The following is a 25,917-nucleotide window of genomic DNA, read 5'->3' as shown; positions in this document are numbered from 1 at the left end:
TCCTTTCTTTATTATTGGTTTAAAGATAGAAGGCGAATCGCTCCCGTGTCTTTTGCATCTGACTCCGTGGGTTTGGTCACTCCACAAAAGTTTCAATTTGAACACCCTCTACATTTAGAATGTGGCCGCAGCTTACCGCGTTTCGAACTGATGGTTGAAACCTATGGTACTTTAAATGCAGATCAATCTAACGCGATTTTGATTTGTCATGCGCTTTCTGGGCATCATCATGCGGCGGGTTATCATCACGAAGATGACAAAAAATCAGGTTGGTGGGATGCCTGTATTGGCCCAGGCAAAGCGATTGATACCAATCATTTTTTTGTGGTTGCACTGAATAATATTGGCGGATGTAATGGCTCGACTGGCCCAACTTCGCCCAATCCTGAAAATGAAAATCGTCCTTACGGCCCGGATTTTCCTTTGGTGACTGTACGTGACTGGGTCAAAACCCAAACTATGCTTTCAGATCGATTGGGCATTGATGTTTGGTATGCGGTGATTGGTGGGTCATTGGGCGGCATGCAGGCTTTGCAATGGTCAGTGGATTATCCAGATCGTTTAAAAAACTGTGTGATCATCGCTAGCGCACCCAAACTTTCGGCACAAAATATCGCCTTTAACGAAGTCGCGCGCCAATCCATCCTGTCTGATCCTGATTTTTATCATGGACGTTATCTGGAAAATGATAGCTATCCAAAACGCGGATTGATTTTGGCACGGATGGTGGGTCACATCACCTATTTATCTGAAGAAGCGATGAAACAAAAATTTGGTCGTGATTTAAAATCGGGCAAATTTATGTACGGCTTTGATGTCGAATTTCAGGTGGAAAGCTATCTGCGCTATCAGGGTGAACAATTTAGCCGAAATTTTGATGCCAATACCTATTTGATTATGACCAAGGCACTGGATTATTTTGATCCATCACGTGAGTATGAGCAGTCATTGACTAAAGCGATGGCGCAAACCCAATGTCGTTTCCTTGTGATTTCCTTTACTACGGACTGGCGTTTTGCCCCAGGACGCTCTCAGGAAATTGTCGATGCACTCATTACCAATCATAAACCTGTGACTTATCTGGATATCGATGCTGAACAAGGTCATGATTCATTTTTATTTCCTATTCCACTCTATGTAAAAACGCTACGAGCTTTTTTAGGCGGTGAAGCGCTTTTAAAATCTACCCCACACGTGGAGGCGATCTGATGCGTATCGACCAACAACTTGCGGAAAAGTGGATTAAACCGGGTTCCAGTGTGCTGGATTTAGGCTGTGGCGATGGCGAATTGTTGGCTCATATGAGCAAAAAACATCAAATTCATGCTTATGGGCTAGAAATTGATCAAGAAAAGATTGCAATTGCGGTCAGTCGCGGGTTAAATATTATTCAGCAAGACTTGAATCTTGGCTTGAGCCGTTTTGCCGACCAGTCTTTTGACAATGTCGTCATGGCGCAGGCTTTGCAGGCTGTAGATGCACCAGACGTTTTATTACGTGACATGGTGCGAGTGGGCAAACAAGCCATCATTACTTTTCCAAACTTTGCGCACTGGAAGACGCGCTCGTTTTTGGCTTTGAAAGGAATGATGCCTGTTTCAGATGCATTACCTTATATGTGGTATAACACGCCCAATATTCATTTATGTACTTTCCGAGATTTTGAAGCACTGTGTGCAGAAAATCAGATTCGGATTATTAATCGACTTGCCGTCAATGGGAATCAGCAAGGGAGCTTTTTAAGTAAGCATGTCCCTAATTTGTTTGGTGAAGTCGCAATATATCGAGTGAGCGCTCTATGAAAAAAACATTATTCAGCACACTAGTAGTTGGACTTTTAAGTATTCACGCACATGCTGATTACGTTGCCCAACCACAATCTATTGCAGCACAAGCTGCACATTATTCTACAATGGGGATTACCGATCTGATGAAAGCTGCTAAAGCAGGTCAGGCGGGTGCACAATTTTATTTAGGTTCGCATTACCAATACGGTAAAGATGTGGCCAAAGATGATAAACAAGCTTTTACATGGTTTAAAGCAGCCGCAGATCAGGGATTATCCCCTGCTCAGCTCAATGTCGGCCGTATGTATGCAGATGGCGTTGGCGTTGCTAAAAATGAAGCGATGGCGCGTAAATACTTTGAAAAAGCAGCCAGTAATGGTGACAACCGTGCTAGTTATAATCTCGCCATGATGGAAGAGCAAAAGAAAAACTATCAGGGCGCGTATCAATGGTACGAGTTATCAACTCGTGATGGTATGTTGGATAATAAAGTGATTAACATGTCACAAAGCAAAAAAACGGCGTTGGCTGCCAATTTAACCCAAGATCAGATTCGCCAAGCGGTTGATCGTGCGGACAAATGGATTCAGGCGCAGTAAGTTCTTCAAATTTTAAAGCACCTTCGGGTGCTTTTTGTTTTTTAATTTTCTCTTTTTATTCAGGTTTTGATTATGTCTGCACCGCATTGGCTCTCTCAAGGTACTTTAGTTTTAGCCAGTAACAACAAAGGTAAAATTACCGAGTTTGAAAAACTATTTGCAGAGCTGAAACTGCCTGTTGATGTTATTCCACAGGGGCAACTGAATATTCCAGATGCGATTGAAGATGGACTGAGCTTTATTGAAAATGCCATTATTAAAGCACGACATGCGTCCAAAATTTCAGGTAAACCTGCGATTGCCGATGATTCTGGTATCTGTGTTTCTGTATTAGACGGCGCACCAGGCATCTACTCAGCACGTTATGCGGGTAATCATGGCAATGATGCGGCCAATAATGAAAAATTACTCAATGACCTCAAACCATTTCGTCAAAATGGGCAAGTGATTGAAGGGATGTTTGTCTGTGTATTGGCTTTGGTTGAACATGCAGAAGATCCTCTTCCACAAATCTTTCAGGGTTTCTGGCATGGTGAGATTTTAGAAGCCGCGCGTGGTGAACATGGCTTTGGCTATGACCCTTTATTCTGGCTACCTGAACTGGGGATCAGTAGTGCGGAAATGAGCAAGGAAGAAAAAAATAAAATCAGCCATCGTGGACAAGCAATGCAACGTTTTCGTGAGAGTTTGATGACTAGAAAGTGAATTAAAGTTGAATAAAATTAGATACGCGAAAACGTCGTTCGCAACTGTTCGAGACAAACCATAATCTGCAATATATTGTTTCTGCGATATATTATTATGTAATGCAAGATAACGAGTTTTGCGAACGACAATGGTTTTGCCTACTTTTGCCAAATGAGAAACATCGTTTCGCAAGGTAGGTCGAACCGAAGGTTAAATCTGCTTTCAAGTCTTAATGGTCAAACACTGTTCTGAAATAACAACATAACGGATTAAATTCTATTGCGCTTCGACCATTTAGACTTAAAAATAAAAATGCAGCAACATTCCATAAACTGCAATCACCACACAACTGACAATCGTACCCGACGCAATATACTTCGCTGAAACCCCAGTCGCCTGATAATGCGTTTCAAGCGCCACAATATTTGCCGCAGGCGGTAAACAGAACAATAAAAACATGACACCAATATACTGCTGAACATGTGGAATCGGTAGATAGAAATAAGCAATACTACACAATGCTATACCACAAATGATTTTAAGCGCTAAAATCATGCTACTTCGTTTTAAATCATCCACACTGACTTTGGTTCGTCGTAACCACATGCCCAATACACACATTCCTGCAAAGGTCATTCCGATCTTACTGGCACTATAAACGTGATCAACCCAATAGGTTTCTTGGATATTTTGCAGCCCCATCAACCTAAATAATCCAGCTAAAACCAAAGCCACAAAAGGTGGAGATTGCATTACTTTTTTTACAATGACCGATTTTGGCTGTGGCTCCGAAGACACCGCAGTGACTGCCCAAATATTGCCAAAAATAGACCCGCCAATATATAAAGCCACCATAGCAGAGCTAATCTCAGGGCCAAATAAAGCAATCGCGAATGGAAAACCCAACCACGCCATATTGACATAGCTAAAGCATAATGCGCCTAAACGATCTTTAAAGCATTGCATAAACAACGCATACAGCAAAACTGCGGAGACGAAACTAAAGAGCATCAGACTTAAACTACCCGTCTGATAAAACACCATATTGTAAATAATCACAATCGGAATAAAGACACGGGCCAATAAAGTCGCAAATGCAGGTTTGAGACCAACAGCGAATCGCGTTTGAGCCAGTATCCATCCAACAACAAAGGCGATCAGTGGGAGAATAAGATTCACAACACGCTCTAAAATAAAGTTTCAATCATCACGTGGAATACTAGCATTTTTCTAAAGCTAAAATTGAATTGTCTTAAAAATGAAATATTTCTGTCACTGCACTGTCACTACAGACTGTTGAAATATCCACAAACTTTTGGAGGATACAAAAATGGCAGGCTTATCGATTTGGCATGTAGTGATTTTCTTGATTGTCGTGGTGCTTTTATTTGGTACCTCAAAGCTTAAAAATTTGGGTAAAGATGTGGGTGGTGCAGTCAAAGACTTTAAAAAGTCAATTCGTGAAGACGAAGAAAAGTCTGCGCTTAATCAACCTAAAACGATCGATGCAGATGTGAAAAATTCTGAACCTGTATCATCTGTAAAAGGCTAAGGAACGTCCCTCATGTTGAATATTGGAATGACCGAAATTCTGTGTTTTGCAGTCATCGCCATACTGGTTTTGGGCCCTGACAAGCTGCCTGAAGCGGCACGTTTTGCAGGACGCTGGTATGCCAGAATTAAACGTCATATCAGCAATATTCAAAATGAAATTGACCGTGAACTCAAAATTTCTGAATTCCGTAAAGAAATGCAGGATGAGTTAAATCGAATTGAAGCACTCGAACGCAAAGTACAATCTCAACTGGAAGAAATAGAAAAGAGAAAACTTTCCGAATTAGAACAAACGCCTCAAAATCATCAGGAACAACAAAAAATTGTTCGAGTGTATTCATTTATTTCAACCGCAAGCTATGTTCCCTTTAAAAACTGGCAGCAAAAAGAAAAGACGGTTGATGGTCTACACACCACATTGCAACCGACCGCCCCTATTGAACTGAAGATTGCCGTATGAACCAGCTACCCTCAAATACGCTCAATACAGCAGCCGAAACACTTGAGCAAATGCCATTGACCAATCATTTGGTGGTATTACGCAAGCATTTATTTAGAATCGTGGGAGTAACGCTGTTTTTATTTTTTTGCTTACTTCCGTTTCGTAATTATACCTATCAATGGCTATCTGAACCTTTGCGCATGCAGTTGCCTGCATCATCCTCTATGATTGCAACGGATGTTACTGCCACATTTATGGCTCCATTTAAGTTGAATTTATTTGTGGCGATAGTTCTCGCCATGCCGTTTATTTTGTATCAACTCTGGTTATTCATTAAACCTGCGCTCTACGCCAGAGAACGATATTTGGCATTGCCTTTACTTGTAGGCAGTATCGTTTTGTTTTTTGCAGGCATTGCCTTTGCTTATTTCATCACCCTGCCTGCTATCTTGCATTTTTTCATTAGCGTTTCACCTGAAACAGTCGCACCAATGACCGATATCAATAGTTATCTTGAGTTCTGTCTTAAATTATTTCTGGTATTTGGTTTTACTTTTGAAATTCCTATTGTGACTTTACTCCTCATTTTGATTGGCGTGGTGAGCACTCAAAGCCTCGCTGAAAAACGACGTTTTATTATTGTCGGCTGTTTCTTTATTTCCATGTTTATTACTCCACCAGATGCTATTTCGATGGTGATGTTGGCTGTGCCGATGTGGCTATTATTTGAGATGGGATTATTTTTTGGGAAACTACTAGAAAAACCAGCACATTAAAACTTTAAAATTAAAAACAACAACATCTTTTAAAGCTTGAATATTCAATATATTCAGGCTTTATTTTTATAAAATTAATTATTTGATTTTACAAAAAATATTGTCTTTAAATTGACTTAAAACCGTAAAAAAAATGTCATCTAAGTTGCCTAGAATCAATGCCACAAATATACCCACAAACGTTATGGATTTATTATGACATCGGCAAGCAATCATCCTACCCGTCGTGATTTACTAAAATGGTTCAGCGGAATTCCTTTTTTACCATTGGGGGCAATGGCAACTGCGGCAACATTAGCGGGCTGCAATGACAGTGATAATGACAGCTCTACAACACCAGTTAAACCTGCTAATTTTAAAAATGCAACGTTTACCCCAATGACAGCGCCGACATTGGCTGATCCAGCAGCAATGGCAACCACGTCTGTCGGTTCAAAATTGAGTATCTCTTGGGATGATGGCTCAAAAACAGACTATCAACTTGGATACAGTTCATTCTTTAAAACAGGTGAAAGCGTTCCTGCGTTAAATGGCGGTACGATCGTTGCTGGTGGTTATTTTGATGTCAATGGCAACCCAATCAAAGATACGTCTGTTGCAGGTTCAGAGCGCCAATTTTTCTCTGACTGTCCAGATGGCTCATCTTTGATCCAAATTGAAGGCGCTTCTGTTGCAGGTGTTACCAATCCTGTGTTCCATGTGGTTCAATTTGAATACACGACTAAAAATTTGGCAGGAACCAGCATGTATGGTCAACTGCCATCGCCTATCGCTATTTTGACGCTTGATCAAGATCAAAAAACAGGTCATTTAACGCTTAAAAAATATTTTAACGTGGATATGTCCAAAGTTCATGGCTTATGGATTACCTGTGGTGCGAGTCTTTCTCCGTGGAATACCCACCTTTCTAGCGAAGAATATGAACCAGATGCATTTAAACAAGGGATTGGTGGCCCAAGTGCGGATGGTATCGGGACATACTATTTTGGCGATGCCTCAAAAGCAAATCCTTATAACTATGGGCATTTACCAGAAATTGTGGTGAATAAAGACGGTTCAGGTACAGCAAAAAAACATTTCTGTTTAGGCCGTATTTCACATGAATTGATTCAAGTGATGCCAGATAATCGTACTGCGATTATGGGCGATGACTATACCAATGGCGGTTTCTTTATGTTCGTGGCAGATAAAGAAAAAGATTTATCTGCGGGAACACTCTATGTTGCCAAATATCTGGATGTATTAACCGAATCGACAACAGCGCGTATTCAATGGATTAAACTGGGATCAACCAACAGTAAAACCATTGAAGATCTGGTCAATGTTCGTGGTATTAAACCTGAAAACATTATGGAAAGTTTAACCACTGATCCAAATGATGCAAGTTATACCCCGATTGTTCTTGCCAAGAAAAAACTTTGGGTCAAACTCAAAGCTGCCAACAACGGCTTTACGGATGCAGAAATTCAACTTGCTGCCGCTTTCCTTGAAACACATCGTTATGCTGCACTCAAAGGCGCAAGTATGGCCTTTACTAAAATGGAAGGCACCACAGTCAACATCAAAGACAAAGTTGGCTATTCCGCACTGGCCAACATTCAAGACTCTATGGTGAAAGGAGCTTCTGGATGGGTTGAAAGCAATAACGTATCCTTTAGCAAAACCATCAAAGCGGGCGGTGTATTGGCGCATGATCTCGCATCTGGTCAAGTCGATAGTACTGGCGCAGTCATCAATAGTAGCTGGGCAGCAAAACAAAGCCATATGCTGATTATGGGTGTTGATACCAGCATGGATAATCTAGGTAATACAGCCGATCCAAACAATATCGCAAGCCCAGATAACCTCAAATATTCAGAAACATTGCGTACGCTGTTTATTGGTGAAGACAGTGGTAATCACCTTAATAACTTCTTATGGGCATATAATGTCGATACTAAACAGTTGATTCGATTACTTTCAGCACCAGCAGGCGCCGAGTCAACAGGTTTACATGCAGTTGATAACGTCAATGGCTGGACGTATATCATGAGTAACTTCCAGCATGCGGGCGATGAATGGGATCGTTTCTATAAAGTAGATAGCAAAACAGGCGTACGCACTGGTTTAAGTGAAAATGACCAAAAAGTACTGACTGATGCCATCAATAAAAACTATAACAATGGCTTTGCTGCATCAGTGGGTTACATTACCGCAGATCCAATCGCACCTTCTGTTGTTAAAAAATAATTTTAGTGATTTCAAACAAAGCTGACTTCGGTCAGCTTTGTTGGTTTAAGGGAATATTCAAATCTATGATTTGATCTTTTAATTCACCAGCTTGAGTTTTTTCCAGCCAATTCCATTGTTGATTTCTCATGTTTAAAAAATTAGAACAACGTGTGCCGTATACAGGGCTTTGAATAAATGTAGACGATAAAAGTTGTTCCATTTCAGGGCTTATTCCAGTTGCGGGTAAAAGCTCTGGAATCACCTTTCGTTCATCCTCTAAGATATCCCACGCTGCATTTTCAATATCATCTTGATTCGCATTGTCTTGCAACATCGGTAAAAATTCTTGCGTAAACCGTTTACGCAGATGCGCTGTTTTTTCCCAATGCTCTGACATTAAACCATTAGAAACCACGTACACACCCTTGGCTAATACTTGTGGTGCTTCCCCGCGATTACTCATATAAACCGCCTGAGCTTGATCTCCCATAAATAAATTAAAACCTGCATATTGTTGCTGTTTTTGCTCAAGCTGTTGGGCAAAACGAATCGGCGTTAAATCTGACAACAAGAAATCTTCGACCAATGCACCTCTCGATGTGTCATACGTTTTTTTATCCTGACCATCACGAAAATTTGTGACAATCGCCCAACGCCCTGAAGCAGTCACGCCCATCCATGTGCCACCCGACTGTAGATCCTGACCTGCAATAATCGGCGTGTTTTCCCACAGATGTAATTGAATCGTGGGGCGTGCATAAAACTCATCCCGATTTGATAATAAGCAGATCGGTGTCTGTTCTAAAACTTGCCAAGCCAATGAGACAATACACATGAATTTTTTCTCGTCATCTTTTACACATTGAATGTACAACATTTTTCTTTTATTCCGTTAGAATCTCACGAAGATAAAAAATCAAGGAATAGGAATGCTGACCTACCCGAATATTGACCCTGTTGCACTGTCGCTCGGGCCATTGAAAGTCCATTGGTATGGGCTAATGTATCTCTTGGCTTTTTTATGCGCTTGGGGACTTGCTTCTTATCGCGCTAAACAACGTGATGGCTGGACAGCCGACATGGTTTCCGATCTTGTGTTCTACGGAGCGCTTGGCGTGGTACTGGGTGGGCGTATTGGCTATGTGCTGTTTTATGAGTTTGATAAGTTTCTGGCGAACCCAATCTGGCTGTTTCAGGTCTGGACGGGCGGCATGAGTTTTCACGGGGGGTTTATCGGGGTCATGCTGGCCATGATTCTCTGGTGCCGCAAATACCAAAAAACATGGTTTGAAACACTGGACTTTATTGCGCCCTGTGTTCCGACAGGCTTGATGTTCGGTCGTATTGGTAATTTTATCGGTGGCGAATTATATGGTCGTGCCGTTCAGGATCCGAATTATCCATTTGGCATGATTTTTCCAACAGATCCTTTGCATCTGGTCCGTCATCCATCGCAAATCTATCAAGCCATCTGTGAAGGTCTGATTCTATTTTTAGTGCTGTGGTGGTTTAGTAGTAAGCCGCGTCCACGCATGGCTGTTTCTGCGTTGTTCCTGATTGGCTATGGCATCGCTCGTTTTAGCATGGAGTTCTTCCGTGAGCCCGACGCTGATCAAGGCTTCATTTTATTGGGTTGGATGACCAAAGGTCAGATTTTAACTGTTCCGATGATTTTGATTGGCCTCTGGATGCTTTGGTACGCTTATCAACGTAAAATTTATGATTGGGGTCCTTTAAAAAATCGTTCAACCTGATTTTTAAAGTCATCTTTATTTTCGGTTTGGTTGGGAATCAAACCGAAAATTCAAAAAATTTTCATCAAGACAGCGAAACGATACAAAATTATTTAAACAATTTTAAATCTAAGTTGATCACTCCTACTTGTAAAATAATTTTAATTTTCCAATACATAAAATAAAAAACATCATCAATCCCACCAATCAAAACCCTCTCTTTTTATTGATTCGACCTTCCAGTGATAGATTTGTATGTTACATTTTCAGGGTTTCCATTCTGATCCAATCAATATGCTTGAATTCTGGTTTAGTTCTGATATTTCGCGTTCGAAAAAATTTTTGATTTTGATCATTACGCTACTGATTGCACTTGGCTTATATCGTTATCATCCATTGCCTTTAGACGTGATTTTAATGTTTGCTGGAACGGGTATCATTTTTTTAATCTGTCGCTATTTAAAACAACATTTTGCTCAAAATAATCCAACTGGCTTGCTTTATCGTTTATTGACATGGATTCCAATCGCCCTGTTATTGGCTCTGCTTTTTATGAAAACCATGAATAATTTGATGTGGTGGGGTATTCAGGGCATTGCTTTTATGGCACTTGCAGTCTTTGTCTTTTCCCCACAGTTTTTACTTAAAGCGCCACCGATCAACTCATCGAAAGATCATTAACATGTTAGATTTTTGGTATTCTGAGCGTTGTACACGTGGTATCAAACTGGGGATTTGCATTGCCACGTGTGTCATCATTTACCTCAGTTCCACCATTGAAAAATTACCAGCGCTTTTTGTTGTCATGAGTCTGTTACTGGGAATGATCCATCATTTTTTACAGCAAAAAATAAGTCGTATTCAAGCTGATAACCCCTATACAGAAGGGTTTTCAATCATTGGTTTTGTTTTTCCCATTATGGCGCTTATTACCCTCTTTTCTTTTTTGCCTCAGCCACATCAATGGATCTTAGCCATACAGGTCATCGGCTTCAGTGCTTTAGGTTTATTTATTGTTTCGATTTATCAAAATCGCGCACCACGTTAAAACGTGATGAGATCTGCTGTGCTGTTCATTCTGCGTAAAAGCAGTTAAGATTTAGCATCGATTTTTTAATATTTGATCGGTAATGAACCGACTAATATCCATCCAGATTAGAGAGCATCATGCGCGCGTATTTAGATCTTTTACAACATATCCTCGACAATGGCGGTGACAAAGGTGACCGTACAGGAACAGGAACACGTTCAGTATTCGGTCATCAAATGCGTTTTGATTTATCTAAAGGTTTCCCTTTACTCACCACCAAGAAAGTCCATTTCCGTTCGATTGTGATTGAACTCTTGTGGTTTTTAAAAGGCGATACCAACGTCCAATATCTCAAAGACAATAAAGTCAGCATTTGGGATGAGTGGTCGACCGCTGAACAAACGGCTCGTTTCGGTCGCCCTGAAGGTGAGCTTGGTCCAGTGTATGGTCATCAATGGCGTAACTTTGGCGCAACCCAAAAAGCAGATGGTAGCTACAACTCTGATGGATTTGATCAAATCAAATGGCTCATCAATGAAATTAAAACCAATCCAAATTCTCGTCGTCTGATTGTATCTGGTTGGAACCCAAATGAAGCGGGACAGGTTGCATTACCACCCTGCCATACTTTGTTCCAGTTTTTTGTTCAAGATGGCAAACTTTCCTGTCAGCTTTACCAACGTAGCGCCGATGTATTTTTAGGTGTGCCGTTTAACATTGCCAGTTATGCTTTGCTCACCCATATGATTGCGCAAGTTTGTGAATTAGGCGTTGGTGATTTTGTCTGGACAGGTGGTGATACTCATCTCTATGCCAATCATTTTGAACAAGCACAGTTGCAAGTTACTCGTGAACCACTGGCGTTATGTCAATTAAGATTAAATCCAGACATTCATGATCTTTTTGATTTTAAATTTGAAGATATCGAGATTGTAGATTATCAATCGCATCCTGCAATTAAAGCCCCTGTCGCAGTATAAGGTTAAGGAATTTCACAATGGCTTTTCAAGACCTAGAAGTGGTCCATGTGGTCGCTATGGATCAGCAACAATGCATTGGTAAAGGCAATGCTTTGCCGTGGCATATCTCCGCTGACTTGAAACATTTTAAGGAAATTACACAAGGCGGTATCGTGATCATGGGTCGTAAAACCCTTGAATCGATGGGGCGCACCTTGCCCAACCGTGTCAATTGGGTAATTACTCGTGATCCTAGTTGGCACTTTGATGGAACTAAAGTAGCTCATAGTATCGAAGCGGCTTTAATCGGTGCAGCACAAGATGCAAAACAATCCAATCAAACCGCGCTATTTATTATAGGTGGCGGTGAAATTTTTAGTCAGACTCTTGAGATTGCTGATCGTCTGGAACTTACTCATGTTGAACTCGATGTACAGGGAGATGCGCATTACCCTGCCATTCCAGTCAGTTTTAACAAGATAGCCAGTGAACAACATACTGATGACAAAACTGGTATTGCTTTTGAATTCGCAACTTATCATAAATAGTACATAACAATAGAATTAGCGCAAACTTATGCAGCACATTGGAAAAAAAGAATTTTTAACTGCTCTAGGCAAAGGACTGATTCTGGCAGCCTTTGGCTTGTTTATTATTTTTTCCAGTATATGGGTATGCATGGCTATCTGGATTCAACAACCCTTAGGCTGGCTTTTCAGTCGTGTGCTGATTGGCGTCTGGATCGTTTTTGCCTTAAGTATTTTAGGGATTTATGTCACTCAACATTTGATTAGCCGACGGGTCGATTTGGCGATTTATTTGGTGGCTTTTATTGCAGTACTGATCTGGTACTTTTCAATCCCAGCCTTACAAAATCGTGACTGGAATCCTGAAGTCGCTAAAATTTTATCCTATGAACGTACAGGGAATTTGGTCACCTTGCACAATATTCGCAACTTTGACTGGAAACCTGATGGAAGTTATACCGAACGCTGGGAAACCCGACATCTCAATCTGGATAAAATTAGTGGGGTTAATATCGTAACTTCTTACTGGATGGGTCCACAAATTGCCCATACCTTGGTCAGTTTTAATTTTAGTGATCAAGCCCCTCTAGTTTTTTCTATTGAAATTCGTAAGGAAAAGAATGAGAACTTTTCAGCAGTCGGCGGTTTTTTTAGACAGTTTGAACTGAGTCTGGTTGCAGCGGATGAAAAAGATATTATTTATACACGTAGTAATGTGCGTAAAGAGCAAGTCTATTTATTTCCAATCAAGATGACCAATACACAGGCTAAAGCGCTGTTTAATGAATATTTAAAAACAGTCGATGAACTTCAAAAAGAAGCACGCTGGTATAATACGCTGACCAGTAATTGCACCACACTGGTGTTTGATATGGTGCAAGCCATCAATCCAAATGAATTGCCGAAAGATTATCGTCTAATCGTGTCTGGTTATTTACCTAATTATCTTTATGATTTGAACGTGCTCAGTCATCGCTATACGGTACCTGAGTGGTATCAAATGGCATATATCAATGCACGTTCAGCCGAGTACGAAACATTTAAATATAAAAGCAGTGCCAACTTTTCCGCGGCCATCCGTGAAGGCTTGCCACAGCCCAATCAACAGGCTCACTAAATTGTGAAGATAATGTGAGAGCACACTAAAAATTAACTACACAATTTCACGTTTTTTCACTGCGTTTTGAGTGTTTTTTTGCTCTTATATCTAGCAATTGCGTCCGTATATTAAGGGTTATTTTCATGCTCAAGCATTGGATAATTTCAACTGGTCTTATTTCTTGCCTGACCATCACAGGTTGTGCCGCTACCACTTCAGCGCCCACTGCATCTGTAGCCAAAGTAACATCCAGCGCCTCATCTCAATCTCAGCAACCTACGCTGTTATATCAGCAACACTGGGTCGCTACCGAAATTAATGGTTTTCAGGTGGAATCTTCTGAAAAAACGCCTCAAATCCAGTTTGATTCAAGCTCTAAACGTTTTAGCGGTTCAGATGGCTGCAACCAGATTATGGGCAGTTTTAACACGACAGATGACCATTTAAGCTTTGGTCAAATCGCAAGTACCAAAATGATGTGTCCAGATGCAAATAGTCTTACCGCCACTCAATATCAACAAGCATTGGCAAAAGTTACGAGTTATCGTGCCAGTTCACAACTACTGGTCTTATTTGATCAAAATGGACAAACCCTCATTGCCTTTAAAAAGGCAGATACATAAACGCATGATTCAGACCAATACATTTAATTTTATGAATAAATTGTGCTAACACTATAGTATTAAGTGATGAGCAATAAAGAAAGGGATCAGGATATGCAGCAAGCTTTATTTGGTGGAGGATGCTTTTGGTGTACCGAAGCGGTATTCTTGCAAATTCAGGGTGTCATTAAAGTCGTTAGCGGTTATGCAGGTGGAGACATTCCTAACCCTAACTACGAAGCTGTGTGTACGGGGCAAACCCAGCATGCAGAAGTGATTTTAATTGACTTCGATGAACAACGGGTTAGCTATACACAATTGCTTCATGTGTTTTTTGCCACACATGATCCAACTACACTGAATCGTCAAGGGAATGATGTCGGCACTCAATATCGCTCTGTTATTTATTATTTTGATGAAACCCAGAAACAGCAAGCTGAGCAACTCATTGTAGAGTTAAAACAGGAAGGTATCGATATCGTCACCGAACTCAGTCCTGTGCCAACTTTCTATCCAGCAGAAGATTATCATCAAAACTTTTATGCCAAAAATCCGTCACAGGGCTATTGTAACTTTGCAATCCCGCCTAAGCTGTCAAAGCTTAGAGGAAAGTTTCAAGATTTACTAAAAACTGAGTGAATAAAATTTTGAGATAAAAAAAGCAACTCACCTGAGTTGCTTTTTTTACAGCATGACTAAAAATCAGTTTTCGCTCACAAAGGCAATATCACTGAGTCCGGCTTCACTCGCACGTGACATAACTTGCGCCACCGTATCATAACGTGATTCTTTATCTGCACGTAATTGAACAGTTGGCTTTTGAGCGGATTGACCTGCTTCATTAAAACGTTTTTGTAGTTCATCCAGCGTAATGCTTTCTTGTCCCCATGCAATACCACCATCAGCATTGATGCTAATCGTAATCGGTTTATCGGGAGGTGGCTGAATTTCAGCCGTTGTTTTTGGTAACGTTAATGGCACTGATGGGTTGGCGACCGTCGCGGTGACAAGGAAAATGATCATCAATACCAACATAATGTCAATTAACGGAATGAGGTTCATCTCATTCATGCCACTGTCGTGGTCTTCACCCAATTGAAAAGCCATTAAGCCTGACCTCCAACATAGCTTTGTGAAGTTGCTTTCACGTCTGCTTTTGCTTCTGTAGAGTCTTGTAATAACATGGTGTCGATCAATAAGCTATGTGCCTGATCCTGTAAATCATGCGCTAAACCACGATTAAAACGCACACAAATGTTGTAAGCCAGTACCGCTGGGATCGCAACAGCCAAACCCAAACCAGTCATGATCAGTGCTTCACCGACTGGGGTGGCAACCTGAGCCAAACCTGCCTGACCACTTTTACCGACGGCAACCAAAGCATGGAAAATACCCCATACTGTACCAAATAAGCCGACGAAAGGTGCAATCGAAGCAATAGTACCCAAAACTGCCACACCTTTTTCTGCATTAGATTTTTCAGCAGAAATTTGACGTAGCAACGCTTGTTCCGCTACCGCCTTACGCTGATCAAATGGCAAATGTATAAATTTTGCTTTTAAGCTAGATAATGCTTTAGACAGTTGAGCATAAGCTTGTTGTTTTAATTGGCGGGTTCCCATCAAACGCAAGATGAAAATCGTCCAGGTTGCAATCGACATTGCCAAAAGCACAAAATACAGTGTTTTGCTGACTGCATCTGCATGTTGCCAATAAACTGAAAAGTTCATACTCGAACTCCTGAAAATGTTAGCCGTTAGGATTCAATGTTAATTCAAATGGTTGTTCTGCCCGAATTGGGTAAGCCACACCATTTTCTTTATACGGTTTGAATTTTGCACTGCGCACTGCGCGTAAAATCTTGTCATCGAGTGACGCAACACCACTACTACGCGTCACACGCGCATTGGTTATTTTGCCACTTTCATCTGCTTCAATCATGACCACTACAGTACGGGTTTCGCCTTGTAGATCACGATTAGTATATGAAGGACGTGGAGAACGACTCCACTGTACACCTGAACCCCCAATCGATACGCTTTTTGGCGATGGATCGCGCTGCGGTTCTGCCGCAGGCTGAGGAGCAGGTTTTGCCTTTTCAACCACTTTTTCAGTCACTGTCGTGGTGGTCGTTAATGGTTTCATGTCAACCTTAGGTTCAGCTTTAACGACTTCTTTAGGGGTTTCCGCTTTTTTTACCTGCTGCACTTTTTCCACTTTTTTTGGTGGTGGTGCAACTTTTTCTACCACCTTGACCTCTTTCACCTCTTTTTTCGGTTTTGGCTGTTCTTTCTTTGGTTCAGCCTTTGGCTTAGGAGGTAATGGAGGTGGTGCCTGAATTTTAACAAACCGAACGTTTAACGGTTGTTTCTCAATCGGTTTGAGCTCAGGAGTTTTAAGATGACTCACCGCCCATAACACTCCCGCATGACCAATCACAACCGCAACCAGTGCAGCGATGACCTTTTTTTTCATCGGATGAGGAGAATTCGGAGGAGTAGAATTCAAAGTTATTGCAGGAGATTGACTCATGTGAATCTAATTACCTTGTTGAAAACCAAATGTCCGTAACAATATGTTGGAACGATTTAGCTCATCGGTTCAAACAATTAAAGTAACGCAATAATAAATGAGAAGTGTTTTCATTTGCAACCGTTATTTTATAGAACTGTAACTACCACAATAAAATTATTTATATTTCATATAGATAAATTATAAATTTAAGTATAGAAAATTTCTTCATAAATTTAAATCGTGATCGGAAATAATTATTATGATATATCATAACACTTACTCTGGATAAAAAAGCATGCGCTTTGGCATGCTTAAATCTACGACTTAATTATTGAAACACTACCGTCTTATTTCCATCGACAATAATACGGTCTTCCAGATGCCATTTAACAGCTCTTGCCAAGACATTACGTTCCACATCCTGTCCAAGTTCGCGCAACTGTTCTACAGTAAAATCATGGCTCACGCGTTCTACGTCTTGTTCAATGATCGGTCCTTGATCCAAATCAGCCGTCACATAATGTGCCGTTGCACCAATCAATTTAACGCCTTTTTCATAAGCTTGTTTATATGGATTTGCACCCACAAATGCTGGAAGGAAGGAATGATGGATATTAATCACTTTCATTTCCCAATGTCTTACAAACTCTTCATCCAGAATTTGCATATAACGCGCTAACACTAATAAATCATTGCCTTGCATGAGTTCATCAATTTGCGCATATGCTTCGCGTTTATTTTCTTTATTCACAGGTACAACTTCGAATGGAATACCAAAGTTTTCCACCGCTTCACGTAAATCTTCGTGATTTGACACCACTTTAGTAATTTCACAAGCCAGACCACCGCGGGCATGTCGCCATAAGAGCTCAAGTAGGGCATGATCCACTTTAGAAACTAAAATCCCGACTTTTTTCAGTTCATTGACAAAGGCCAAACGCCATTGCATGTTGTAGCGCTCAGCGACGTTTGCCGCAAAAGTCTGAATCAATGTATCTTTACGGCTTTGTAAATGCTCCAGCTCAAATTCCACACGCATAAAATAACGTCCGCCCTGAGCTTCTGTGGCGTATTGATCAAGTGCGGTAATATTTGCTCCCTGATGATACAAAAAGCTCGATACAGCTTGCACGATGCCCGGTTTGTCTTCACAGGTGATAAGTAAACGTGCTGTATTGGCGGTGGTCGTGTTCATTTGATTAATATCACTTATAAGTCAATTTTAAAAAATAAGCCGAGTATTCTAGCGCTTTTTTGCAAGAGACTGAAACAGTTTCAATTGACAAGATTGAACCCATCCTTGCAACGCCCTAAATTACTGGTTTTTTGCAGATAAACTTGCAAACAGCTCTGAACTACCAAAACTTTCAAGTAAGCTTTCATAGGTTTGACGGCTTTCCCCCATCAAATATGGTCCTTCTAAAAACACCATCTGACGCAAGGCTTGCCAAATCCATTTTTCTTCTAGGTGACTACTGTCACTGATATGTCCTGACATATAAAGGAAATTGGTCCAGTTGGTTAACACGATCCACAGATTAATGACCAATGCTTCAATTTCTGAATTGGTCATTTTCATCAGACCTGCATCCACAAATGCCTGATAGATTTTTTGTCCCTGCTGCATCACCTTGCCTGCGAATCGCGGATAAATCTTTTTGAAGTCATCATTACTTTCAACTAAATGATAAACATCGCGATGCAAAAAACGATAAGCCCAAAGCTGATTACTCAAGACCTGAAAATAACGGATTTTATCATTGGCATTGACCAGACGGTCATCTGGCAATGCCAGCATCTTTAATGTTTCATGCTGGTACTGTTCTGCCAGTTCTTTAATGATTTCCTGTTTATTGCGGAAGTGATAATACAGATTGCCAGGACTGATCCCGAGCTCGGCAGCAATATGATTGGTGGTCACTGAGCGTTCACCGCGCTCATTGAATAATTGCAAACTGATTTGCAAAATACGATCTTTGGTTTTGACTGTTTTACTGAGAGACATTATTTAATAACCGTACCTAAATTCAAAAAGTTAAAACGCGGACACATAAACCAGCTTGACTATTTAGAGTATTTACTCTAAAAATTACTATATATCGCAAATTTTAGTTATGGAAGCGTGTCATGAACAGTCAAACAAAAACAATGTCGATGACTCCTCATTCATTTAATGTCCAACATCTCAAAGAGATTTTGGAACATCAAAAGCTAGCATACCAGCGTTATCCTGTTCCAACAGCAAAAGATCGTATTGATAGATTAGCCCGACTAAAACAGGTTTTAGTCAAATATCAGGATCAGATGGTTGAAGCCATCAATGCCGATTATGGTAATCGCTCTGTGGGCGAAACCAAAATTGGCGAGTTACTCACCTGTATTGAACAGGTAGGCTATTATAGCAAGCATTTGACCGAATGGATGAAGCCATCCAAACGTCATGTCAGTCTCATTCACCAACCCGCCAAAGCTTGGGTTCAATATCAGCCGCTCGGTGTTGTAGGTATTATTGCACCTTGGAACTACCCTTTACTCCTTTCTGTCGGGCCACTCATCTGTGCACTGGCAGCGGGTAATCATGCCATGATCAAAATTTCAAGTGCCTCGGCGCACTTTGGACAAGTCTTGGAAAACGCGCTTTCTGAAGCCTTTCCGCAAGAACTTGTAACAGTGATTAATGGGGGTGGTGCAATTTCTGATGCTTTTAGCCATTTGCCTTTCGACAAAATTATTTTCACTGGCTCAACCAGTGTGGGTAAAACTGTGATGGCGGCGGCAGCTGAAAATCTAGTTCCAGTGATCTTAGAGCTCGGTGGAAAATCTCCTGCCATTATCCATCCATCCATGGACATGAAAGATGCAGCACAACGTTTAGCGGTTGGAAAACTCTGGAATGCAGGTCAAACCTGTGTTGCACCAGACTATTTATTTTTACCCAAAGGCCGTGCAGCCGAGTTTATTGAAAACTTTAAAACCATTGTGAAAGGGATGTATCCTTATTATCATGATAATCAAGACTATACGTCGATTATCAATGATAAACAGTATAATCGTTTGCAAAACTATCTGGAAGATGCCCGCACTCAAGGTGCCCGAATCATTGAAATTAATCCAGAACAAGAACAGCTAGAAGATGTTCGTAAAATTGCACCTACCTTATTAACAGGTGTAACCACAGAAATGGAGATCATGAAAAATGAGATCTTTGGTCCAATTTTACCGATCTTTGAATATGATCATATTGAGGATGTGATTGAGTTTATTAATCGCCGTCCTCGTCCACTTGCGCTATACTATTTCGACTTTGATCAATCACGTGCCGATTATGTCGCCGAACGTACACATTCGGGACATTTTGGTCAAAATACCGTGTTAACTCACGTTGCACAGGACGACCTTCCTTTTGGTGGTGTCGGTGCATCTGGAATGGGTAAATATCACGGTCCAGAAGGTTTTTTCAATCTGTCTCATGGACGGTCAATGATGTCGAATCCTAAGCTGTATAGCTTAAAATATATTCTGCCACCATTTAATAAGCCGATTCACAGATTACTTTACAAAACGCTTCTACGTTAGGATGATCAAGGCATGATCTATCACACCAGATCATGCTGCGTTTTTACCAAATTCGCTTGTCTTTTAATCGTATTTTTGGTATAAAACGCCCCTTGAATAAATTCAATCTGTTTATTTGTATGACTGGCCACAGATTTGCTGTTGGCTAAATCAATGGAGTTCCACCATGTCTAAGGTTTGCCAAGTTACCGGCAAGCGTCCAGTCGTTGGTAACAACGTCTCACACGCCAACAACAAAACCAAGCGCCGGTTCGAGCCGAACCTGCACCACCACCGTTTCTGGTTAGAAAGCGAAAAACGTTTTGTACGTCTTCGTTTAACCACTAAAGGTATGCGTATTATCGACAAATTGGGCATTGAAAAGGTTGTTGCTGATCTTCGTGCTCAAGGCCAAAAGATCTAAGGAGTCCTTGCAATGCGTGACAAGATTCGCCTAGTTTCTTCAGCTGGTACAGGTTATTTCTACACTACCACTAAGAACAAACGTACTATGCCGGAAAAAATGGAAATCAAAAAATTTGATCCAAAAATCCGTCAACACGTCATCTTCAAAGAAGCTAAAATCAAATAATTTTAGATTCTTTAAAAAACGACTTCAAATGAAGTCGTTTTTTTTTGCATTCTTTTTATGCAGCTTGTTAAACTTTTCATCATTTTAAGATTGGCATTAATTATGCTTATTTACTTTACTTCAAGCTTAAGGAGTACCGAGTGCCACATGACGTAGATCTGATTATATTACTCGCTGTCGGATTTGGTATTGCCCTGATTTTTGGTTATATCGCCGCACGTCTACGCCTTCCTCCATTGATTGGTTATCTCATCGCGGGCATTATCATCAGTCCCAATACACCTGGTATCGTGGCAGATATGGCGCTCGCTAATCAGCTTGCAGAACTTGGTGTGATGTTCCTCATGTTTGGTGTGGGAATGCATTTTTCCCTGAGTGACTTACTTCAGGTACGTCGTATTGCCCTACCAGGTGCGATTTTGCAGATCGCTGTAGCGACTTTGCTTGGTGTGGGGGTTTCCATGTGGTGGGGCTGGAGTTTTGGCTCAGCCCTCGTGTTTGGTTTGAGTCTTTCTTGTGCAAGTACCGTGGTATTACTCAAGGCTTTAGGCGATCGTGGTTTATTAGATTCAGTCAATGGCAAAATTGCTGTCGGCTGGCTGCTGGTCGAAGACTTAGTGATGGTGCTCGTGTTGGTGTTATTACCTGCCACAGCCGTCTTACTGGGCGGCAAACCATTAGCACATGCTGCAACGGATCAGAGTATATGGATCACATTAGGCATTACCTTACTTAAAGTGGCTGGCTTTATTGCCTTTATGCTGATTATTGGTAAACGTCTCGTACCGATGATTATGCAATTCGTGGCGCGCTTAGGTTCACGTGAGTTATTCACGCTTACCGTTGTTGCCGCAGCGGTATCCATCGCCTATGGCTCTTATGCCATTTTTGGGGTTTCCATGGCACTGGGAGCGTTCTTTGCAGGAATGGTGGTAAAAGAGTCTGACTTTAGTCATCGGGCCGAAGAAGAAACGCTACCTTTACGTGAAATTTTTTCAATTCTGTTTTTCGTCTCTGTCGGCATGCTCTTTGACCCACGTATTTTGGTCGAACAACCCTTACATATTTTGGCAGTGATCGCGATTATTATGGTCGGGAAAACGCTGGCGGCTATGGCACTGGTGTTATTCTTCCGTTATCCGATTAATACAGCTCTGACTGTTGGCGCGAGTTTGGCTCAAATTGGTGAGTTTTCTTTTATTTTGGCCACCCTCGGCGTCTCATTAGGATTACTAACGCTAGATGCACAAAACCTGATTTTAGCAGGCGCTCTATTTTCCATTACACTGAATTCATTTGTTTTTTCAGCCATTGAACCCATTCAGCGCTGGATCCGTGAACGTTCACATTTGGCACGTTTACTGGAACGTAGCGGCGATCCATTAGCTATGTTGCCAGATGAAGTCGATCAAGACTATTTACGTGATCAGGTGGTCATGGTGGGTTATGGTGAAGTTGGGCGAAGAATCACCAAAACTTTGATGGAACAGGATATTCGTGTGGTGATCGCAGAAGAAAATCGTGAAATAGTCGAAAATCTGCGTAAGAAAGGCATTCCAGCAGTAAGTGGTGAAGCCACGGAGCCAAGTGTGCTGATTCAGGCTCATATCATGCATGCGCGGTTATTAGTATTATCACCCATGGATATTATCGATATTCATCGTATTGTTGATATCGCCAAACAACTGAATCCTCGAATTGAAGTGCTTTGCTGTGCAGAAAGTCATGAAGAAGCTGAGGTCATTCGGCAGGATAATGTCGGGTTAGTGTTCTATGCCAAAGAAGAAATGGCGAAGAATATGAGTCAGCATATTTTGCATCAAATTGAATTGGCACATCATACAACTACCAGCAACCATTAAAGCTGATCAAAACAACCATAAAAAAAAAAAGCGTACTCTGGGTACGCTTTTTTAGCTTAAATGTTGGGGTTGTTCATCCACTACCTCAGCCTGCCATTGATTCATTTGTTTTTCCAACAAACCAAATAACGCAGCCTGAATCATATGCTGGGCAACCATGGGAGTTTGGTCTCCAAGAAGTGCTTTGACTTCATCATTAAACTGAATCTTAACCAAAGGTTCCTGTTCTGAATCAGCATTTCGCAGTGCCAATTCACCACCTTCAAGTTGAACCAGTTCCAGAATAGCTTCCTGGCTACCAAATAATTCTTTCAACTGTTGAATAGACATAAATCCTCCATGTTCAACATGGTGGCAAAGGGCAACTGCACTTTGCACTGTATGAGATTTATATATAGGAACTCTTGTAGCAGATTTCAAGTTCTCTATAGGAATTGAGTTTAAAACTCGACCATTTCATTGCGAAAGCCATCAATCAGATGACTTAACTCACGATGCCATTCACGTAGAATTTTGACATCAGGCAACCATGATTGCGGGCCTTGCGTGACTTTGATGATCAAGTGAGAAGACGTTTCTTCTTCAGGCGTTGGTTCGGTGGGTTCAGGTGCGTATTGGCACATCCGATAAGCGCGCTTAAGTTCCGCAATAAAGCCATCTTTCGCGAGTTGCTGAAGAACCAGGACTTCAGGTGAAACCTGTCCTTTCTCCGCCATTTTATCTTCAATTGACTTTAGGGTCGGTTGCATATCTGTTAAGCGATAGTAACGTACTAGCTCCTGTAAAAAAGCCAGCACTGCACCGTGTAAATGAAACACTGCGGTTTCTCGATACGCTTGTGCCTGTTGTACGTGTTCAATTTGCTCGGCTTGTTGACACGCCAGACGTGCAAAATACAACTTTTGATTGGTACGATCGGCATGATAACGAGCAACACGAGACATGATTTTTCCTTAACTGAACTCAACGAATGCTATACATTAGCTTAACTGGATATGGGGCAATTCGACAACTTTTTCAAATCGAAAAGACATGCGCCAAACAATAAAAATTTAAAAAATTATCAGGTCTCTGCTGCTTTGACTCGAATCCCAGCACCTTTAACTTTAAAGGTATTCAAACCTTTAATTGCTTTTATGGCTTCACGCGCATGCGGCATTTCCACAAAACCAAAGCCTTTGGATTTGCCTGAGGCTGGATCTAGGACCAATACACAGGACTCTACTTGCCCAAAAGGTTGAAACAACTCGAGCAGTTCCTGTTCAGTAATGGAACGTTCGAGATTACGGACGAGGATTTTCATGATTTAACCTTTTAGACAGCGTGAATTACGCATTGAAATTTTGAATATATGAAACAGTTTAATCGAGATCGATCCCAAAACTAAATCGTTTCTGCCGAACTTGCGTTTTTTGTGGAAATCTAGGAACGATTTGATGAATTTCTGCCTTTACCAGTGTTTGCGGTAAATCATTCAGAAAATAACTCTCAATTTTACGACCTTGTTCATCGTATTGATCTTGTGCCCACGTATTATAGTTTTGCTTGGTAATAATCAACTCATTTTCAGCACGGGTTAGAGCAACATAAAGGACACGGCGCTCTTCTTCTACTTCGTCAAAATCGCCCTGCGCCCGCGCATGCGGATAAGAGTTGGGAGAAACATGCGGTACATAACAAACTTTCTGTTCAGCGCCTTTGGCTGAATGAATGGTGATGATCGTCACCAAGTCCTGATCACCTGCGCGTTCAATTTCAGACACAGAAATTGGTTCTAACACATATTCTTCCAAAAATTCGGACAATGCACCGTGCTTACGCCCCAATTGCTTGACCAGATCAAAATCTTTGACGCGACGCGACCAATCCTGTGTTTTATAGTTTTGCTCTAACTGCTCAGATAAAGCCTCCAATGCTAACGCAATTGAGGCTTCAACATGTTGTTGCAGTACATCCAGTTGTTTTAAAATTAAAATTGCCGATGTTGCTACTTTGCCGTGACGCTCCAAGCGTTCACAGCGGGCTTCAATATCTGGCAAGGCAATAAGTTCATGCGCCAGTTTACTGGCTCCTACATCACCGACACCGTTCCAAAGCGTTAGAAATCGCATCCACGCGATATCATCCTGTGGATTAATCACCACACGCAACATACTCAAAACGTCTTTGACATGTGCCGATTCAAGCAGTTTTACGCCACCGATAAAACGATAGGGAATATTGCTGGAGATAAAAGCCCCTTCGAGATAGCGCGCCGAAAAACCCGAACGTACCAGAAGCATATGCTCATTCCAGTTTGCGCCCTGCTGTTGACGTGCCATCAAGTCCTGAGCAATCCAGTTGGCTTCTTCAAATTCGTTATTAAAAATATGTAACTGTGGCTTTAAACCATAGCCACGATGCGCTTTGAGTTGTTTATCATAATGAATCGGACTATGTGCCAAAAGCCAGTTAGACAGATCCAGAATTTCCTGAGTTGAACGATAGTTTTCTTCTAAGGTTAGAATTTCTGCCTCTGGAATGCGCTCTTTAAAGTGATGAATATTTTCAAAATCTGCACCGCGAAATCCATAAATTGACTGCGCATCATCGCCTACACAGAATAAGCTGACATGCTCAATCAAAGGTTGCAAAATGGCCCATTGCAGCGGATTGGTATCCTGCATCTCATCAACCAGAAGCACTTTGCAAAATTTGGCAACCCACTGCACCAGTTCAGGTGAGTTTTGCAGATTCACCGCCACGATCGCCAAAATATCGTCATAATCCAGAAAATGGCGTTCCTGTTTACGCGCTTCATAGGTCTGCATCAACTCTGCAATCTGAGCTTTATGCTCCATTGCTTCAGGCAGTTGTTTGATTAAGGCATCGGATAGTTTTGATTGGGTATTACGTGCATAAGAATACACATCACAAAGCTGCGCCGCTTTGGGTAAGACATTGTCTTTATCTTTACCGCGCAGTAACCGAAACATCAGCATTTGATCATCTCGATCAATAATCGTGAAATGTCCAAGTCCAAAAGCTTGCGGATTACGGCGCAATAAGTACATGCAAAAAGTATGAAATGTTGAAGCGCGCAGCCCTTTTGCAGGTGCGCCCAAATGCTGCTCGACACGAGTCACAATTTCACTGGCAGCACGTCGGGTAAAGGTCAAAATCTGGATTTGATCGGCCGCTGTACCTGTATGAATTAAATGAGCAGCTCTTGCAACGATCGTTTTGGTTTTACCACAGCCAGCACCCGCCAATATCAGACAATGCTGTGCATCCGTCGTAGCGGCTCGATACTGTTGAGGATTTAACTCACCAATTAACTGCTCAAAACTCATAAGACCAAATATAAAAAAGAATAGACCCTAGTGTAGCAGAGTCTATTCTTTTACGC

The 25,917-nt window shown here is 41.3% G+C and carries 31 protein-coding genes; 20 read left to right on the top strand and 11 right to left on the bottom strand.

What is annotated here, in order from left to right:
* Positions 1-45: 45 nt before the first annotated feature.
* From metX to rdgB, 4 genes are all read left to right on the top strand, one after another.
* Positions 46-1,209 carry a homoserine O-succinyltransferase MetX gene (metX, locus tag I6L31_RS13040; RefSeq protein WP_035271613.1) on the top strand — a complete coding sequence of 388 codons (1,164 nt, stop codon included), beginning with the start codon at positions 46-48 and terminating at the stop codon, positions 1,207-1,209.
* The gene (metW, locus tag I6L31_RS13035; RefSeq protein WP_004991325.1) at positions 1,209-1,802 is read left to right on the top strand and encodes a methionine biosynthesis protein MetW; all 594 of its coding nucleotides are present in this window, start codon (positions 1,209-1,211) and stop codon (positions 1,800-1,802) included. Before metX ends, metW begins: the two co-directional genes overlap by 1 nt.
* Entirely contained in the window at positions 1,799-2,386 is a 588-nt protein-coding gene (locus I6L31_RS13030) for a tetratricopeptide repeat protein (RefSeq protein WP_004991327.1), read from the top strand. The genes metW and I6L31_RS13030 overlap by 4 nt, the downstream gene beginning before the upstream one ends.
* Before the next feature lie 72 nt (positions 2,387-2,458).
* Complete coding sequence (rdgB, locus tag I6L31_RS13025) at positions 2,459-3,091, top strand: RdgB/HAM1 family non-canonical purine NTP pyrophosphatase (RefSeq protein WP_005001379.1); 633 nt, start codon at positions 2,459-2,461, stop codon at positions 3,089-3,091.
* 282 nt (positions 3,092-3,373) lie between these two features.
* Here rdgB and I6L31_RS13020 read toward each other — a convergent pair whose 3' ends face one another.
* Positions 3,374-4,252, bottom strand: a complete 879-nt coding sequence (locus I6L31_RS13020) for an AEC family transporter (RefSeq protein ID WP_005001378.1) — start codon at positions 4,250-4,252, stop codon at positions 3,374-3,376.
* A gap of 151 nt (positions 4,253-4,403) precedes the next feature.
* Here I6L31_RS13020 and tatA point away from each other — a divergent pair, with 151 nt between their 5' ends.
* From tatA to I6L31_RS13000, 4 genes are all read left to right on the top strand, one after another.
* Complete coding sequence (gene tatA / locus I6L31_RS13015) at positions 4,404-4,625, top strand: Sec-independent protein translocase subunit TatA (RefSeq protein ID WP_004991333.1); 222 nt, start codon at positions 4,404-4,406, stop codon at positions 4,623-4,625.
* Between the two features lie 12 nt (positions 4,626-4,637).
* Positions 4,638-5,087, top strand: a complete 450-nt coding sequence (gene tatB, locus I6L31_RS13010; protein WP_005001377.1) for a Sec-independent protein translocase protein TatB — start codon at positions 4,638-4,640, stop codon at positions 5,085-5,087.
* Positions 5,084-5,845, top strand: coding sequence for a twin-arginine translocase subunit TatC (gene tatC / locus I6L31_RS13005; protein ID WP_004991337.1), 762 nt, complete (start codon positions 5,084-5,086; stop codon positions 5,843-5,845). Before tatB ends, tatC begins: the two co-directional genes overlap by 4 nt.
* Positions 5,846-6,040: 195 nt before the next feature.
* Complete coding sequence (locus I6L31_RS13000) at positions 6,041-8,074, top strand: PhoX family protein (RefSeq protein WP_005001376.1); 2,034 nt, start codon at positions 6,041-6,043, stop codon at positions 8,072-8,074.
* Between the two features lie 31 nt (positions 8,075-8,105).
* Here I6L31_RS13000 and I6L31_RS12995 read toward each other — a convergent pair whose 3' ends face one another.
* Positions 8,106-8,891: an NRDE family protein gene (locus I6L31_RS12995; protein WP_005001372.1), complete on the bottom strand. Its 786-nt coding sequence runs from the start codon at positions 8,889-8,891 to the stop codon at positions 8,106-8,108.
* Between the two features lie 94 nt (positions 8,892-8,985).
* Between I6L31_RS12995 and lgt the strand changes: the two genes are divergently transcribed.
* From lgt to msrA, 8 genes are all read left to right on the top strand, one after another.
* Entirely contained in the window at positions 8,986-9,810 is an 825-nt protein-coding gene (gene lgt, locus I6L31_RS12990) for a prolipoprotein diacylglyceryl transferase (RefSeq protein WP_004993972.1), read from the top strand.
* A gap of 273 nt (positions 9,811-10,083) precedes the next feature.
* Positions 10,084-10,470 (top strand): hypothetical protein, encoded by a 387-nt coding sequence (locus I6L31_RS12985; RefSeq protein WP_035271688.1) that lies wholly within the window; start codon positions 10,084-10,086, stop codon positions 10,468-10,470.
* Position 10,471: 1 nt separating this feature from the next.
* Complete coding sequence (locus I6L31_RS12980; protein ID WP_005001368.1) at positions 10,472-10,837, top strand: hypothetical protein; 366 nt, start codon at positions 10,472-10,474, stop codon at positions 10,835-10,837.
* 119 nt (positions 10,838-10,956) lie between these two features.
* Complete coding sequence (gene thyA / locus I6L31_RS12975; RefSeq protein WP_005001367.1) at positions 10,957-11,799, top strand: thymidylate synthase; 843 nt, start codon at positions 10,957-10,959, stop codon at positions 11,797-11,799.
* Between the two features lie 17 nt (positions 11,800-11,816).
* The gene (locus tag I6L31_RS12970; RefSeq protein WP_004991347.1) at positions 11,817-12,326 is read left to right on the top strand and encodes a dihydrofolate reductase; all 510 of its coding nucleotides are present in this window, start codon (positions 11,817-11,819) and stop codon (positions 12,324-12,326) included.
* 28 nt (positions 12,327-12,354) lie between these two features.
* On the top strand, positions 12,355-13,422 hold the full coding sequence (locus tag I6L31_RS12965; protein ID WP_004991348.1) for an Lnb N-terminal periplasmic domain-containing protein: 1,068 nt from the start codon (positions 12,355-12,357) through the stop codon (positions 13,420-13,422).
* Positions 13,423-13,547: 125 nt separating this feature from the next.
* The gene (locus I6L31_RS12960) at positions 13,548-14,027 is read left to right on the top strand and encodes an META domain-containing protein (protein WP_005001364.1); all 480 of its coding nucleotides are present in this window, start codon (positions 13,548-13,550) and stop codon (positions 14,025-14,027) included.
* Positions 14,028-14,120: 93 nt separating this feature from the next.
* Positions 14,121-14,645, top strand: coding sequence for a peptide-methionine (S)-S-oxide reductase MsrA (gene msrA / locus I6L31_RS12955; RefSeq protein ID WP_005001363.1), 525 nt, complete (start codon positions 14,121-14,123; stop codon positions 14,643-14,645).
* Between the two features lie 63 nt (positions 14,646-14,708).
* Here the strand turns inward: msrA and I6L31_RS12950 are convergent, their stop codons facing one another.
* The 5 genes from I6L31_RS12950 to I6L31_RS12930 form a co-directional block, all read right to left on the bottom strand.
* Positions 14,709-15,113 carry an ExbD/TolR family protein gene (locus I6L31_RS12950; protein ID WP_004991351.1) on the bottom strand — a complete coding sequence of 135 codons (405 nt, stop codon included), beginning with the start codon at positions 15,111-15,113 and terminating at the stop codon, positions 14,709-14,711.
* Complete coding sequence (locus tag I6L31_RS12945) at positions 15,113-15,736, bottom strand: MotA/TolQ/ExbB proton channel family protein (protein ID WP_004991352.1); 624 nt, start codon at positions 15,734-15,736, stop codon at positions 15,113-15,115. Before I6L31_RS12945 ends, I6L31_RS12950 begins: the two co-directional genes overlap by 1 nt.
* A gap of 19 nt (positions 15,737-15,755) precedes the next feature.
* Positions 15,756-16,538: an energy transducer TonB family protein gene (locus I6L31_RS12940; protein WP_004991354.1), complete on the bottom strand. Its 783-nt coding sequence runs from the start codon at positions 16,536-16,538 to the stop codon at positions 15,756-15,758.
* A 310-nt stretch (positions 16,539-16,848) separates the two neighbouring features.
* A complete protein-coding gene (purU, locus tag I6L31_RS12935; RefSeq protein ID WP_004991356.1) occupies positions 16,849-17,715 on the bottom strand; it encodes a formyltetrahydrofolate deformylase in 867 nt (288 codons plus the stop codon).
* Between the two features lie 120 nt (positions 17,716-17,835).
* A complete protein-coding gene (locus tag I6L31_RS12930; RefSeq protein ID WP_005001360.1) occupies positions 17,836-18,525 on the bottom strand; it encodes a TetR/AcrR family transcriptional regulator in 690 nt (229 codons plus the stop codon).
* 122 nt (positions 18,526-18,647) lie between these two features.
* Here I6L31_RS12930 and I6L31_RS12925 point away from each other — a divergent pair, with 122 nt between their 5' ends.
* The 4 genes from I6L31_RS12925 to I6L31_RS12910 all read left to right on the top strand — a co-directional run bounded on the left by I6L31_RS12925 (position 18,648) and on the right by I6L31_RS12910 (position 22,529).
* Positions 18,648-20,096, top strand: a complete 1,449-nt coding sequence (locus I6L31_RS12925) for a coniferyl aldehyde dehydrogenase (RefSeq protein WP_005001359.1) — start codon at positions 18,648-18,650, stop codon at positions 20,094-20,096.
* A 166-nt stretch (positions 20,097-20,262) separates the two neighbouring features.
* On the top strand, positions 20,263-20,499 hold the full coding sequence (rpmB, locus tag I6L31_RS12920; RefSeq protein WP_000048256.1) for a 50S ribosomal protein L28: 237 nt from the start codon (positions 20,263-20,265) through the stop codon (positions 20,497-20,499).
* Between the two features lie 12 nt (positions 20,500-20,511).
* Entirely contained in the window at positions 20,512-20,667 is a 156-nt protein-coding gene (rpmG, locus tag I6L31_RS12915) for a 50S ribosomal protein L33 (RefSeq protein WP_001205031.1), read from the top strand.
* 140 nt (positions 20,668-20,807) lie between these two features.
* Positions 20,808-22,529 carry a cation:proton antiporter gene (locus I6L31_RS12910; protein ID WP_004993987.1) on the top strand — a complete coding sequence of 574 codons (1,722 nt, stop codon included), beginning with the start codon at positions 20,808-20,810 and terminating at the stop codon, positions 22,527-22,529.
* A 51-nt stretch (positions 22,530-22,580) separates the two neighbouring features.
* Here the strand turns inward: I6L31_RS12910 and I6L31_RS12905 are convergent, their stop codons facing one another.
* From I6L31_RS12905 to I6L31_RS12890, 4 genes are all read right to left on the bottom strand, one after another.
* Entirely contained in the window at positions 22,581-22,859 is a 279-nt protein-coding gene (locus I6L31_RS12905) for a hypothetical protein (protein ID WP_004991363.1), read from the bottom strand.
* A gap of 110 nt (positions 22,860-22,969) precedes the next feature.
* Positions 22,970-23,473 (bottom strand): DUF6586 family protein, encoded by a 504-nt coding sequence (locus I6L31_RS12900; protein WP_004991364.1) that lies wholly within the window; start codon positions 23,471-23,473, stop codon positions 22,970-22,972.
* Positions 23,474-23,592: 119 nt separating this feature from the next.
* Complete coding sequence (locus tag I6L31_RS12895) at positions 23,593-23,832, bottom strand: RNA recognition motif domain-containing protein (RefSeq protein WP_004991365.1); 240 nt, start codon at positions 23,830-23,832, stop codon at positions 23,593-23,595.
* 58 nt (positions 23,833-23,890) lie between these two features.
* Positions 23,891-25,861 carry an ATP-dependent helicase gene (locus tag I6L31_RS12890; RefSeq protein ID WP_005001356.1) on the bottom strand — a complete coding sequence of 657 codons (1,971 nt, stop codon included), beginning with the start codon at positions 25,859-25,861 and terminating at the stop codon, positions 23,891-23,893.
* Positions 25,862-25,917 lie beyond the last annotated feature (56 nt).

Source organism: Acinetobacter septicus, assembly GCF_019355975.1.
In the GTDB taxonomy this organism is placed as follows: Bacteria; Pseudomonadota; Gammaproteobacteria; order Pseudomonadales; family Moraxellaceae; genus Acinetobacter; species Acinetobacter ursingii.
The sequence above is the reverse complement of the archived record's forward strand: the minus strand, read 5'-3'. Positions and strand labels throughout refer to the sequence as shown.